At 39.6% G+C, this 13,760-nt stretch carries 14 protein-coding genes and 1 other annotated feature; all 14 genes read right to left on the reverse strand.

Translation table 11 applies throughout. The annotated features are described in order from the left end of the window. Nucleotides 1–556: 556 nt before the first annotated feature. The 14 genes from ADH02_RS04025 to ADH02_RS04090 all read right to left on the reverse strand — a co-directional run bounded on the left by ADH02_RS04025 (nucleotide 557) and on the right by ADH02_RS04090 (nucleotide 13,585). Nucleotides 557–1,627 carry an ABC transporter substrate-binding protein gene (locus ADH02_RS04025; RefSeq protein WP_048782777.1) on the reverse strand — a complete coding sequence of 357 codons (1,071 nt, stop codon included), beginning with the start codon at nucleotides 1,625–1,627 and terminating at the stop codon, nucleotides 557–559. Next, on the reverse strand, nucleotides 1,624–2,460 hold the full coding sequence (locus tag ADH02_RS04030) for an ABC transporter permease (RefSeq protein ID WP_048782778.1): 837 nt from the start codon (nucleotides 2,458–2,460) through the stop codon (nucleotides 1,624–1,626). The genes ADH02_RS04025 and ADH02_RS04030 overlap by 4 nt, the downstream gene beginning before the upstream one ends. Continuing rightward, nucleotides 2,457–3,269 carry an ABC transporter permease gene (locus ADH02_RS04035; RefSeq protein WP_048782780.1) on the reverse strand — a complete coding sequence of 271 codons (813 nt, stop codon included), beginning with the start codon at nucleotides 3,267–3,269 and terminating at the stop codon, nucleotides 2,457–2,459. Before ADH02_RS04035 ends, ADH02_RS04030 begins: the two co-directional genes overlap by 4 nt. Next, nucleotides 3,262–4,368 (reverse strand): ABC transporter ATP-binding protein, encoded by a 1,107-nt coding sequence (locus tag ADH02_RS04040; RefSeq protein ID WP_048782781.1) that lies wholly within the window; start codon nucleotides 4,366–4,368, stop codon nucleotides 3,262–3,264. The genes ADH02_RS04035 and ADH02_RS04040 overlap by 8 nt, the downstream gene beginning before the upstream one ends. A gap of 22 nt (nucleotides 4,369–4,390) precedes the next feature. After that, nucleotides 4,391–4,933, reverse strand: a complete 543-nt coding sequence (locus ADH02_RS04045; protein ID WP_048711699.1) for a helix-turn-helix domain-containing protein — start codon at nucleotides 4,931–4,933, stop codon at nucleotides 4,391–4,393. 702 nt (nucleotides 4,934–5,635) lie between these two features. Further along, on the reverse strand, nucleotides 5,636–7,162 hold the full coding sequence (locus tag ADH02_RS04050) for a metal ABC transporter solute-binding protein, Zn/Mn family (protein ID WP_048782783.1): 1,527 nt from the start codon (nucleotides 7,160–7,162) through the stop codon (nucleotides 5,636–5,638). A gap of 206 nt (nucleotides 7,163–7,368) precedes the next feature. Beyond that, entirely contained in the window at nucleotides 7,369–7,965 is a 597-nt protein-coding gene (locus tag ADH02_RS04055; protein ID WP_048782785.1) for a type IV toxin-antitoxin system AbiEi family antitoxin domain-containing protein, read from the reverse strand. Nucleotides 7,966–8,090: 125 nt separating this feature from the next. Continuing rightward, nucleotides 8,091–8,816 (reverse strand): amino acid ABC transporter ATP-binding protein, encoded by a 726-nt coding sequence (locus ADH02_RS04060; protein WP_048782786.1) that lies wholly within the window; start codon nucleotides 8,814–8,816, stop codon nucleotides 8,091–8,093. After that, nucleotides 8,809–9,450, reverse strand: coding sequence for an amino acid ABC transporter permease (locus ADH02_RS04065; protein WP_048782787.1), 642 nt, complete (start codon nucleotides 9,448–9,450; stop codon nucleotides 8,809–8,811). Before ADH02_RS04065 ends, ADH02_RS04060 begins: the two co-directional genes overlap by 8 nt. A 15-nt stretch (nucleotides 9,451–9,465) precedes the next feature. After that, nucleotides 9,466–10,272 carry a transporter substrate-binding domain-containing protein gene (locus ADH02_RS04070; protein ID WP_048782788.1) on the reverse strand — a complete coding sequence of 269 codons (807 nt, stop codon included), beginning with the start codon at nucleotides 10,270–10,272 and terminating at the stop codon, nucleotides 9,466–9,468. Nucleotides 10,273–10,316: 44 nt separating this feature from the next. After that, nucleotides 10,317–10,534 (reverse strand) — a binding site (T-box leader). Nucleotides 10,535–10,617: 83 nt separating this feature from the next. Next, nucleotides 10,618–11,004 (reverse strand): hypothetical protein, encoded by a 387-nt coding sequence (locus ADH02_RS04075; protein WP_048782790.1) that lies wholly within the window; start codon nucleotides 11,002–11,004, stop codon nucleotides 10,618–10,620. Between the two features lie 80 nt (nucleotides 11,005–11,084). Further along, a complete protein-coding gene (locus ADH02_RS04080) occupies nucleotides 11,085–12,032 on the reverse strand; it encodes a metal ABC transporter substrate-binding protein (RefSeq protein ID WP_048782791.1) in 948 nt (315 codons plus the stop codon). After that, a complete protein-coding gene (locus ADH02_RS04085) occupies nucleotides 12,025–12,858 on the reverse strand; it encodes a metal ABC transporter permease (RefSeq protein ID WP_048782793.1) in 834 nt (277 codons plus the stop codon). The genes ADH02_RS04080 and ADH02_RS04085 overlap by 8 nt, the downstream gene beginning before the upstream one ends. Further along, entirely contained in the window at nucleotides 12,851–13,585 is a 735-nt protein-coding gene (locus ADH02_RS04090) for a metal ABC transporter ATP-binding protein (protein WP_048782795.1), read from the reverse strand. Before ADH02_RS04090 ends, ADH02_RS04085 begins: the two co-directional genes overlap by 8 nt. Between the last annotated feature and the right edge of the window lie 175 nt (nucleotides 13,586–13,760).

Raw genomic sequence — 13,760 nt, forward strand, 5'->3', positions numbered from 1 at the left:
CCAAAAGTTAGATTTTGTGTCTAACTTTTGGGGTGCACTTCAATCGGACGAGGGCTTTTTTATTAGCACAATCATCCTCCTAGCACCCGTCTCAGCACTCTCCCTGTTCCTCTAGCCGTCCCTAAGACCTATTCCTCTTTCCAACACCTCTTTCAGAAGTAGAACTCCAAAAGTCCACACACTCTCCCTTTTTTCAAAAAAATCTTCGTTACTTTGAAATTCTGCCATTAGAAATAATTAATTCATCAATGCATCTATAAAAACGGAGAACTCCCCGGATTCTATGATAGTAATAATAGCGAGTGTAATCGATGCGAATTAGTGACTCTGGAAATTTATTTCCTAGAGTCACTTTGAGGCTCGATAGGTGATGAGACGTAAGGCTCACACCGGTACAGCTATTATCACTATCATGAAGATATCCGAGGAGAGTTCGTAGTTTTTATACTTAATTTGATATCCTAAACTTATTTCTCTGCACCAGAATTTCAAAGGAACGAAGTTCCTTTATTCATTTTTTTGCACAAAAAAAGCCGAGAGCGTGTCTCGACTTTTCTTAGTTTCTAAAGATCTTGGCTTCTAAAAAGAGGTCGTTGTAAAGCGATAATAGGTCGGTTCCTAAATTGTCGTAAACCTCCATCTTCTCCATCGCTTCCTCACTCGGATAGAAGCTCTCATCCGAAGTAATTTCTTCTGGCAAGAGTGCTAGCGCATCCTTGTTAGGCGTTGCATACCCAACATACTGAGCATTCTTCGCTGCGATTTCCGGACGCAACATGAAGTTGATAAACGCATACGCGCCTTCTTTGTTGCCAACCGTTTTTGGAATGACGATATTATCAAACCATAAGTTCGTTCCTTCGCTTGGAACCACATAAGCTAAATCTTCATTCTCACTCAACATTTTTGAAGCTTCCCCAGAGAAAGTCACGGCTACGTTAGCTTCTCCTTGAATCATATACGTCTTCATCTCATCGGCGATAATCGCTTTAGCGTTTGGCATTAATGTCTTCAAGAATTTACCCGCTTCTTTAACAATCGTTTCGTCTTTTTCATTGAGAGAATACCCTTGAGTTTGTAAGGCAATCCCCATCATTTCACGAGCGCCATCGATAAAGAGAATCGAATCTTTCAAATCCGTTTTCCATAAATCGCGCCACTCGCTGATAAACCCTTCTGGATAAACTTTCTTATTATAAACAATTCCTAGCGTTCCCCAGAAATAAGGGATGCTATAAGTATTTTCTGGGTCAAAGGATTGATGCAAGAAACGTGGGTCGATATGTTCCATCCCTTTGATTTTTGAGTAATCCAGTTTTTCTAGTAGGTTTTCTTGTACCATTTTGTTGATGGTGTACTCACTTGGAATCGCGATGTCATAGTTCGTTCCACCTTGCTTAATTTTTGTCAGCATGGCTTCGTTTGAATCGAACGTTTCATAAATGACTTTATAACCTGTTTCTTGCTCAAATTGTGTAATAAGTTCTGGGTCGATATAGTCTCCCCAGTTATATACGATAATGGTTTGAGGGTCACCTGCCGTTGCTGTTTCAAAATTCTTACGCATTCCAAACAACACTAGGCAAGAAACTACGATCGTCCCGATTAACATCGTTAGTCGCTTCATAGTGTGACTCCTTTCAATAGGTCACTCTCTGAAGCCTTCCCATTCAATCGTTTTTGTTGGAATTTTTGAATGAAATAATATCCAATCACGAGTGATAATGAGAATAGGAACATCAATGTACTTAAGGCATTGATTTCTAAGCTGATTCCTTGGCGCGCACGTGAGTAGATTTCAACGGCAATCGTTGAGAATCCATTTCCTGTTACGAAGAATGTCACGGCGAAGTCGTCTAATGAATACGTAAATGCCATAAAGAATCCACTTAGAATTCCTGGTGTAATTGCTGGTAAAACGATGCGTGTTAATACTTGTGAGCTTGTTGCTCCTAAGTCACGAGCAGCTGTAATCATCGATGGGTTCATTTCTGATAATTTTGGTAAAACCATCAGTACAACGATTGGAATGTTAAACGCGATGTGCGCAAGTAATACCGACATAAAGCCGAGTTTGAATCCAACCACTGTAAAGAGAATTAAAAGGCTGGCACCGATGATAACGTCTGGCGATACCATCAAAATATTGTTAAAGCCTAATAATACTTGTTTGCGACGGTTTGAACGGATGTAATGGATCATGATAGCTCCAAGTGTTCCAATCGCTGTCGCGATTAAAGAAGATAAGAGTGCAAGAATTAATGTATCGAGTACAATTCCGATTAAACGTGTGTCCGCAAGAACGGCTTTATAGTGGTCGAGTGTGAAACTCTCAAATCCGTTCATGCTACCAGCACTGTTAAATGAGTAAAAAATCAAGTAGAAAATCGGAGCGTATAAAACTACGAATACGAAAACTAAGTAGAGATTCGTCCACTTGCTATTATTTTCTAATTTCATTCTGATACGCCTCCTTTTCTACGGTCTCTTGTAATAAACATTAAAATAATCATTGCTACAATCAATACAACCCCGATTGTAGAACCCATTCCCCAGTTTTGCGTTACTAAGAAATGTTGTTCAACGGCTGTACCAAGTGTAATCACGCGGTTTCCTCCAATTAAACGAGTCAACATGAAGAGTGAGAGTGATGGAATAAATACGGCTTGTACTCCACTGCGCACTCCGTTCATTGTTAATGGGAAGATAACGCGTCTAAACGTATCCCATTTTGTTGCCCCAAGGTCGCGGCTTGCCGCAATGAGTGAACTTGGCAACTCTTCGATAGAGTTGAAGATTGGCAAAATCATAAATGGTAACTCGATATACGCTGCTACCGTTAAGAAACTGAAGTCAGTGAATAGGAATTCTTGTGGCGCCAATCCGAATAATGAAAGGAAGTTGTTCACTGTTCCTGTTTGGCTAAAGATTCCAATAAATGCATAGGCTTTTAATAGTAGGTTTACCCATGTTGGTAAGATGATTAATAAAAGCCATAATTGTTTATGTTTTGTACGACTTAGGAAAAGTGCTGTTGGATAACTCACGAATAGCGTTACAAGTGTTACTAGAAATGCGTACCACACAGAGTTGAATGTCATTTCTAAGTAGTTTCCTGACGCGAAATAGTTCGTGTAGTTTCCAAGCGTTACTTGACCATTGATGTCGAAGAATGATTTATAGAAAATCATTCCAAGTGGCGTTACTACGAATAATAACAACCAGATAAAGTATGGAATGGAAAATAATAGACGCGATTGTTTAATCATTTTCTTCTACCTCGTCTTCGTAGCTTTCTAAACGAGCGTCGAAGTCTTCTTCACTTTCTCCAAAACGCATTACGTGGATATCTTGTGGTTCGAAGTATAAGCCCACTTTTGATCCAACTTCTGCCTTACGAGTTGAGTGAATCATCCATTCATTGCCATTTTCGTCATAGCAGATGATTTCGTAGTGAACTCCGCGGAACAATTGCGTGTCCACTTCAACTGTTAATTTTCCATTTTCGATAGAAGTTAACGTTAAGTCTTCTGGACGAATCACGATCTCAACTTTTTCGTTTGGACGCATACCGGCATCGGCACACTCGAATTCTTTTCCAACGAACTCTACTAGGTAGTCTTCCTTCATAACCCCGTCAACGATATTACTTTCACCGATAAAGTCGGCAACGAAACGGTTGATTGGTTCGTCGTAAATATCTACTGGCGTTCCCGATTGAAAGATTTCTCCTTTACTCATAACGAAGATTTCATCACTCATCGCTAACGCTTCTTCTTGGTCATGCGTTACGAAGATAAATGTGATTCCTAAACGTTGTTGCAATTCACGAAGTTCATATTGCATGTCTGTACGAAGTTTTAAGTCTAATGCTGATAATGGTTCATCAAGTAGTAGCACTTCTGGTTCATTGACAAGCGCGCGGGCGATAGCCACACGTTGTTGTTGTCCACCAGACATTTGTGAGATTTCACGGTTTTCGTAGCCTGATAATTGCACCATTTTTAAAGCGTCTGCCACTTTTTCTTTAATGATGTTTTCTGGAGTTTTCTTTAAGCGTAATCCAAACGCGATATTTTCGAATACGTTCATATGTGGGAATAATGCGTAGTCTTGGAAAACAGTGTTCACTTTACGTTTGTTTGGTGGAAGGTTAGTAACGTCTGCCCCGTTTAAAGTCACTTTTCCGTTTGATACATCTGTGAATCCAGCAATGATACGCAAGATTGTTGTTTTACCGCATCCCGAAGGCCCTAGTAATGTATAGAATTTTCCTTTTTCGATTTCGAAGTTGATATTTTTTAAAACATGAGTGTCCTCATAAAATTTGTTCACATTCTCAAATGAGATAATTGTGTTGTTTGACATTGCTAGCACCTAACTTTCTTAATTATAAATATGAATCTGTCGCCACGACTAAAACTTTCGATGTTGTCTTAGCGGCGTTGCTAATTTGGTGTTTGGCTTTCGCCTCAAAATAGAAGGACTCTCCCTTGGAAACTACTTCAACTTGTTTACCGACTTTGACCTGAATAGAACCTTCGAGCACATACCCAAATGTTTCTGCAAGTGACGGTTGGAACGTCTTGTACGCTCCCCCAACGGCAAACTCTAGAATTACGGGTTCCATCTCATGCTCGTTCGAGTCTGGATTGAGCCATGTGACCATCGTATGGTGCTTGGCGTCTTCCATCATCGTCATATCCTCTTCGCGGTAAATCGTGAGCGCCTCTTCTGGCCCCTCATCGAAAAAGTCCGCTGCAGGGCATCCCAACACTTCAAGAATATCAAAGAACGTATCCATTGATGGTGAGCTCAAATCATTCTCCAATTGCGAGATATATCCCTTTGACAAATCTGTTCTCTCTGCTAACTCTTCTTGCGTTAACCCCTTTTGAATACGGAGGGCACGCAGTTGATGACCGATTTCCATTGTCTTCTCCTTTTAAACTAATTGTTTACTAACACAAAGACCATTATACATTAAGTTTAGTAATAGTCAACAAATCAACCCCTAAAAAATGCACTTTTTTGAGAGTATATTTTTTCGCATGATAGCGCGGGTTTTGTGCTTATTTTTTCTCGTGAAAAAAGCTGAAATTATCATATATGATAATTATCTTTTATGATAATTGCACATCGTTTAAAAAATCAAAATTAACTTATAAGTTAATTTTGAGTAAACAAAAAAACAGGATTCGATATTGAATCCTGTTTTGGTGTCTGCATAGATTTATTTGCATCGATTTATACGCAGTGGTTTATTGACTTTCTTTTCATCACTCGTGATTCAAGAAAGTCTAATAAACTTTGCGGGCGAAAGACTACGAAACAGAATGACTTCACACTGTGAAATCATTCTTAGTTTCTGTCTTTCTGCCATCCTGTGAAGTTGAACTCGACCTCACAGAAATGGCGTGCGTTTCCTGAAACATCCGCAGAACGTTGCACGTTCCTTCCGGTGTTCCAGTCCAACGTTCCATTTCTGAGCGTTCGGTCTCGTATCCTGTGTAGTTGAGTTCGAAAAGGCATAGGCTCAAGCCTTTCGAGTTTAGTCCGCACGGTCTTACAGACCGCTTACGGCTAAACTGCGAACCGTCATCGCCTATGAACGCCTTTTCTCACATCCTGTTTTTTAGTGAGCAACCATCTCTTGTGCAATTTCCAACCCTGTCAAGTTTGATGGGTAGTATGTTGGCCAATTGTCCATTTCTTCGAATAGTTTTTCTTGGCTTTCATTGCCCATAAAGATGTGGAAGTGTTCTGCTTTCACTGGAGCGATGTTGTGGTCGCTGAATTGAACGTATTTAGGAGCGCCTTCTACTGGGTTCACCGCTTCGAATAAGAAGCGGACGCCGCGGTTTCCTTTTTTGTATGTTAGGATTTTATATCCTACATATTTGTATTCCGCTTTAGCAGTTGTTCCATCCTCTTTTTGGAACTCCATTGTAGTATCCGTGATATTGATATTTTTAATATCTGTTTTATATCCTGTTGTGTAGTATGCTTTGTACTCGTCTTTTGTCATCTTTTTGCCAATTTTTGCTTTGTAGTCAAAGACTGGATCAAGAGTGCCATCCACTAAGTAAGGATATACGGATTGCCATTCGCCAGCGTAATCAGAAAGTGTGCGATCTTTTACAGCACTGTCTTCGAAGTAGCCTTTGTGGACTGTTTTTTCGTCTTCTGCGTGTTCTGGTTGGATGTCTTTTCCTGGTTGGTCTGTCGTTTTCTTCAACGCTTCAAGGTTTTCGCGCATTACAGAGATGTAGTCTTCACCTTTATCCATTTCCTCTTTTGTTAAAGATTCAATTGGATTTAAAACGGCTAACTCAACGCCTGCTTCTTCCGCTAATGTTTTCGCGATTTTCTCAGAAGCATTTTCTTCAAAGTAAATAATCTTAATGTCGTTTTCTTTCACGTATTTTGTTAATTCTGCTAAACGTGCAGCACTTGGCTCAGCTTCTGGTGAAATCCCAGTGATTCCGACTTGGTTTAAGCCGTAGTCTAATGCTAAATAGTGGAATGCTGTATGTTGAGTTACAAAGTTCTTTTGTTTGGCATCTTTAAATGCATTTGTGTAGTCTTTATGCAACGCTGTTAATTTTTCGATGTAGGCTTTAGCATTTTTCTCGAAAGCTTCTTTACGCTCAGGGAAAGCTTCCGCTAGCTGCTTAGTAATGTTTTGAACCATTTGAATCGCGCGCTCTGGTGATAACCATACGTGTGGATCATATTCATGGCTGTGGCCTTCGCCATCGTGGTCATGGTCGTGTTCTTCCTCTTCTCCACCAGGAAGAAGTACCATATCTTTAGTTGCGCTGATTGCTTTGACTTTGCTATCAGATTCGATAGTCTTAAGAACTGCAGGAATCCATGTTTCCATATACTCGCTATCATAAACAAGTGCATCTGCTTCGCTCATTTTTGCGATTTCTTTTGCAGAAAGCTCGTAGTCGTGTGGCTCTGTTCCAGCACCGATGACAAGCGATACGTCTCCTTCATCCCCTACAATGTTTCTTGTAAAATCGTAAATCGGAAAGAAAGTCGTTGAAATTTTTAGCTTTCCTGATTGTGTTTTGCTATTTGAATTACTTGGCGCACATCCAACGGCAACCAGTACAAACATCAATAATAATCCAATAAATGTCGTTTTTTTCATGATATATTCTGTCTCCATTTCTTAAATCGTAATTCTTACGTTTTACATTGTAGCACCTCACAAGATTCATTGCAAGGATTATTTTCTGAAAATGTTTTGACAGCAAGTTACTTATCATGTGCTAGTCATGAAAAAGTTTTGTTGAACTTATTTCTCCTGCGCAATCTTTTATATTCTGTTCTTAAGACTCGTAGCATTTTTGAACTTCACGATAGCACCTCAATATATGAATATATTTTATCGGTGACTCTGAAGAGCTTTGCGTAATACATCAATTTTTGATAGTTTACTGAATACTTTTGGAAATATAGTTTGAAAGCTTGTGCAATCAATTGTACATCCATTTTATATACCGGACGCAAACACTCTACTAGAGTCCTTTCTATTTCATATATACGGATTTGTTGCCCTTTTTGGCGTTCAATTTCTACAATACCAACATCAAAATTAGTACGTGTCACAACAGGTTTCACTTCTTGTGCTTGCTTAATCGTTGAAGTATTCACTCCGTATGGGAACATCATCGTTTTTTCAAAAGGAACCGTTAGCGACAATCCGTGTAACCACAATGCCGTATCGAGTGCATATACTCCTTTTGGATTTCGTAATTGAATTAAATACCAGTCATCCATATAGTATTCTGCCAACCCATACAAACCTTTCCCGAGTGGTTCAAGTTCCTCTTGCTCAATCATTTTTCGATAGGTTCGATAGCTTAATCCTGCTTCTTTCACTTCACGATAAGATAAGATGCCATTATTTCTTTTTAAATACTCTATAATTTCTGTTTGTTTTGAATTCATTCTTTCACCTCCTAAAAACGTAAACAATTCACTAACAATTTGTAATAATGTTAGCATTTTGTTTACGTTTTTTCAACCCACAAAAAAGCCTTATTCGCATCATCGCAAATAAGACTTTTCTTCTATTAGATTAATACTTTTGATAAGAACGATTGTGTCCGCTCCATTTGTGGATTCTCGAGGACTTCTTTTGGATAGCCTTCTTCCACAATCACGCCACCGTCCATGAAGATTAAACGCGTTCCCACTTCACGGGCAAATCCCATTTCATGCGTTACGACAACCATGGTCATGCCACCTGCTGCGAGTTCTTTCATCACGCCTAGCACTTCGCCGACCATTTCTGGGTCTAGCGCTGACGTTGGCTCATCGAATAAGAGCACATCGGGTTCCATCGCAAGGGAGCGCGCAATCGCGATTCTTTGTTTTTGTCCCCCAGATAAGGAGTTTGGATAAACATCCGCTTTATCGGCTAAACCCATTTTCTCCAGAAGCTCGTGTGCTTTTTGTTCTGCGACCGCCTTGTCGATTTTCTTCAATTGGATTGGTCCAATGGTGATATTTTCTAATACGGTTAAATGCGGGAATAAATTGAAGTGTTGGAATACCATGCCTAAGTGTTGACGCACGCTATCGAGGTCCACTCCTTTTTCATTGATGCATTGGTCTTTGAAGAACACCTTCCCGCTAGTGGGTTCTTCTAATAAGTTTAAGCAACGTAAGAAAGTCGATTTTCCTGATCCAGAAGGACCGATAATCACGAGCACTTCCCCTTGTTCAATATGAGTGGAAATTCCGTTTAAGACTTGCTTGTCGCCGTATTGTTTTTTAATCTCTTCTGTTCTAATCACTGGCTTGTAACTTCCTTTCTAGTTTGTCCATAAAGAATGCAATCGTCGTAGTCATGACGAAGTATAAGAACGCCGTCATTAACAGTGGTATAAATACGGTAAAGGTTGCTCCACGAACCGTATCCGAACTGTACATTAAATCGTGAATACCAATTAAAGAGACGATCGATGTTTCTTTAATTAAGGTCGCAAATTCATTCCCGATGGCCGGTAAAATATTTTTCATCGCTTGTGGCAAGATAATTTGACGCATCGCCATTCTTTTTGGCATCCCCATTGAACGAGCGGCTTCCATTTGCCCTTTATCCACCGATTGAATCCCACTACGGATGATTTCAGCGATATAGGCTGTCGTATTAACGGACACGGCAATGATTCCTGAAACGAAGTCGTTTAAATCAAGGACGGTCGCGAGTCCAAAATACACTAAGTACAATTGCACAAGAAGTGGCGTTCCACGAATAATGTCGATATAGACCTTCGCTGCTTTTGACAAGAATTTGTTCGAGCTGAGTCTTGCGAGTGCCATTAACGTTCCACATCCAACCCCGACAATTACAGAGAAGAATGACAGTAACACGGTTGTCGTTGCCCCTTCGAGAAACAGAGGCCAATATTTAATGATTAATTCCATTCTTTTTCCTTCTTTCTATTCTGACATTAAATTCGTATTGCGAATAATCGATTCTTTCAGTTTTCCTGAAGACTCTAACTGGTCGAGCACTTCTTGTACTTTTTGTACAAACACTTCATTGCCTTTTTGTGCCACTGCTGCAGTCCCAGCATCTTCACTTGGAATTTCTACCGAAGCAACCGTTAAATCCGAATTTGCCTTTACAAACTCATCCGCTGCAATATTATCCATAATCACCGCATCGAGTTTCCCTTGTTGCAACGCTAAAATCAAGGTTGGATTTTTCGGTTGTGACGTGAGTGTTGCTCCTGTCAATGTGTCTTTTACAATTCCTTCTTGAGAGGTTCCTTTTTGCGCTCCGACATTTGCCCCATTGAAGCTATCTAGCGACGTGAACTTACCGGCATCCGTTTTCTTCACGACCGCTACCATATGTGAATCGTAGTAAATATTCGTGAACGCCACTTCCTTACTCCGCTCTTCCGTTGGCGTAATCCCTGCAAGAACGAGGTCAACTTTCCCAGACTTCATCGCAGCAATCAAGAAGTTAAATTCCATCTCTCGAATCTCAACTTCTACCCCAAGCGCTTCCCCAATGGCATTGGCGATATCAATATCAATTCCGACGACTGAGTCTTTACCGTCGTTAATATAATGCCATTCAAACGGCGGGTAGTCCGCTGTTGTTCCGATGACGATTTTTTGCTTTTTGTAAATACGGTCTAATACCGCTGACCCTGTACTATTTTCTGTTGTTACTTGATTCGTGCACGAAGCTAAAAAGCCGACAAGCACGATGAGCATCGCTATAATTTTCTTCATTTGAAACCTCCTTATAAAATAAAAACGCCTCTTATGCAAATAGCATAAGAGACGATGTCTGTCGTGGTACCACTCTATTTTGACGGGGAATTGCTTCCCGATCCTTTTCCTTGTTAACGCAGATTTCTGCGAAGATGGCTACTCGATTTCCCCATCTTTTCTACAAAGTGCGCTTCCAGAATTTCTTATCCAATGAGCTTCCACTCTACCTCATCTCGCTTGCGACTCCAAAATTCTGTACTCTCTTTGTCAATGAATTTATGTTCTTAAGTTGTTTTGTATTTTAGACCCATTCTTTTCGCTTGTCAACTAGTGAGTGTAAATTTGCATAAAAAAAGATAAACCCTACGGATTCATCTTTTCCATTTTGTCTTGAAGATACCAACCAACTGCCCATCCTACAACAAGAAGGTAGTTTTCAATGGCTCCAACGAGATTTACTGAAGAAGCCTGAGCTAAATACGTTAACAAATGATTGGTTCCAATGCCAATTCCTCCAACCATCAGTGCTGCCAATACCACTCGCAAATAAAACCAATCATACTTCACATTTACAGCAATCAAAATCATAAGGACGGCTAGATTCCAAAATCCGATTTCCCTTTGCCAACCGACTGCAACTCCGTATCCCGAGTGTGAACCCATCACCTCTGGAAAGAAAATTTGGAAAATCATTGCTCCTGTCATCGCAATGATTAATACGATAAACATCCCTTTTAAAAATTTATTCATTCTTCTTCACCTCGCTGTTTGTTATTCTCATTCAAAACTCAAAACAAAAGAGCTCCCGGTTTCCCAGGAGCCCCGATTCACTATTTGCTTAAACCTTCGATAATTTTATCTAGGTTCCATTTCATCATGCTGTAGTAGCTGTCTCCATCTTTTCCTGCTTCTGCAATAGAGTCAGTGAAGATTGTTGAGAAGATTGGTAGACCAGTTTCTTGAGAAACAGTCTTCATTGGACGGTCATCCACACTACTTTCTACGAATAATGATGGAACTTTTGATGCACGTAATTGACGAACTAATTTCGTGATTTGTTCTGGAGTTCCTTCTTCTTCTGTGTTGATTTCCCAGATGTACGCTGATGGAATATCGTATGCTTTAGAGAAGTACTTGAAGCAACCTTCACTTGTTACGATTAAACGTTTTTCTTCAGGGATTTTCGCGATACGTTGTTTAGCATCTTTATCTAATGCTTCTAGTTTTTCAACATATGCTGCTAAATTCTTTTCGTATGTTTCTTTGTTCTTTGGATCTTTTGCGATTAATTGTTTTGCAATGTTCTTCGCATAAATAACCCCGTTTTCGATGTTTAACCATGCGTGAGGGTCTTCTTTTCCAGCTTCACTTTGGCCTTCTAAGTAAATCACTTCTACGCCATCACTCACTGCAAAGTAATCTTTATTCGCTTCTTTCTTCGCATTATTCACCATCTTTGTGAACCAAGCGTCCCCACCGTTTTCTAAGTTGATTCCATTATAGAAAATCAAGTCTGCTTTTTGTACCTTTTGAACATCTTCTGGTAATGGTTCATACTCGTGTGGGTCTTGTCCTACTGGAACAATACTATGTAAGTTCACTAAATCACCGGCGATATTTTTTGTCATATCATAAATAATAGAGTTGGTTGTCACCACATTGATTTTTTCAGTATTTGCCTTTGAACTATTATCTTTACTTGTATCTTTACTTGTAGCGCATCCTGCAATTCCTAATACAACAAGTGCTGCTACAAAGAGTTTCTTCATTCTATTCATGAGATTTCCTTCTTTCTCTTTGTTTTGGTGAAACGATAAAACTTACGACAAAAAGTGCTGCTGCTGTTAATACGATGGTTGATCCAATAGCGATGTTAAACGTATATCCAATAACCAATCCTAATACGGATGACAGTGAGCCAAATGTTGCGGCTAAAATGAGCATTGTTTTCAGACGATTTGAATATAAATACGCTGTTGCTGCAGGGGTGATTAATAGTGCCACAATCATAACTGTCCCGACACTTTGCATCGCGGTAATTGATACAAGCGCCAAGAGGAACATCAATAAGTAGTGGTAAAATTGTACGTTCATCCCTGTAGATTGAGCAAAGACTGGATCAAAGCTCGTTACTTGTAATTCTTTAAAATACGCTAAAATAACGACGACTACAATCACGCTCACCACCAATGTAATGAGTAAATCAATATCTTGTACGGCTAAAATATTCCCGAATAAAATATGGAATAAGTCTGTTGAACTCTTCGCCACACTAATCAAAATAATTCCCAATGCCAAAAACGAACTAAAGGTAATCCCGATAGCAGTATCGCCTTTGATAGTACTATTTTGATTCACAAATGCAATAAGGAACGATGCTAATAACCCGAACACCAGGGCTCCAATAAAGAAGTTAATGCCTAAAATAAACGACAACGCTACACCCGGTAATACCGCGTGAGAGATAGCGTCCCCCATTAATGACATCCCTCTTAGAATGATGAAGCATCCTAAAATTCCGGCAACCGCACCAATCACGACTGCTGAAACAAGCGCATTTTGTAGGAAATGGAATTCCATTAACCCTTCAATGAAATTATGCATGTTGCTCACCTCCTTGTGGAATATAGACACTTCCGCCGTATACATCATCTAAGTATTTCTTAATGAATACGTCTTCTGTTTTTCCAGAGGCTACAATCGCGTGTTTAACAAGAATCACCTGGTCAAAGTATTCTTTCACCTTCGATAAGTCATGGTTGACCATTAAAATAGTCTTCCCTTCCTCTTTCCATTTACGGAGAATTGTCATAATGACTTTCTCACTAAGCATATCAATCCCTACAAATGGTTCATCAAGGAAAATATATTGTGCTTCTTGAACCATGCAACGCGCTAATAGTACACGTTGGAATTGACCGCCAGAAAGAGCCCCGATTTGGCGAGATGCTAAATCCGTTAATCCAACTTCTTCAATGGCTGTATCAACTTTTTCCCAATCTTCTTTCGTCAATCGTTGCAATGGTTTCTTTTTAACGGTTCTTCCTAAAGCAACGCACTCACGAATGGTGATTGGAAATGTAAAGTCAATCTGGCTTTTTTGTTCGACATAGGCGATTTTCTGTAATACTTTTTTTGCGGGTTCTCCATCAATCAGAATTTCTCCTGACGATTGAATAAGTCCTAATATTGCTTTTAATAATGTTGATTTACCTGCACCATTGGGCCCAATAATCCCAGTAATGGTTGGTCCTTCAATGGTTGCATTACAATCTTTTAAAACATGTGGTTGCATCGCATACGATACCCCAACATTTTTAATCGTAATCAATGAATTCATCCCCTCAATTTATGTAGATTCTACATTTATTAGGTTACCCTAAAAAAATAATTTCGTCAAGTGTTTTTTTAGGTTTACAAAAAATTTTTCAGAAAATTTTTGAAAACAAGCCTTTACACGCTTAAATCAGCTGATTATCTCTCTTTTAAAAGCGCAAAAAGGCGCC

Origin of the sequence: Streptococcus sp. 263_SSPC, from assembly GCF_001071995.1 — a bacterium.
Taxonomy (GTDB): Bacteria; Bacillota; Bacilli; order Lactobacillales; family Aerococcaceae; genus Granulicatella.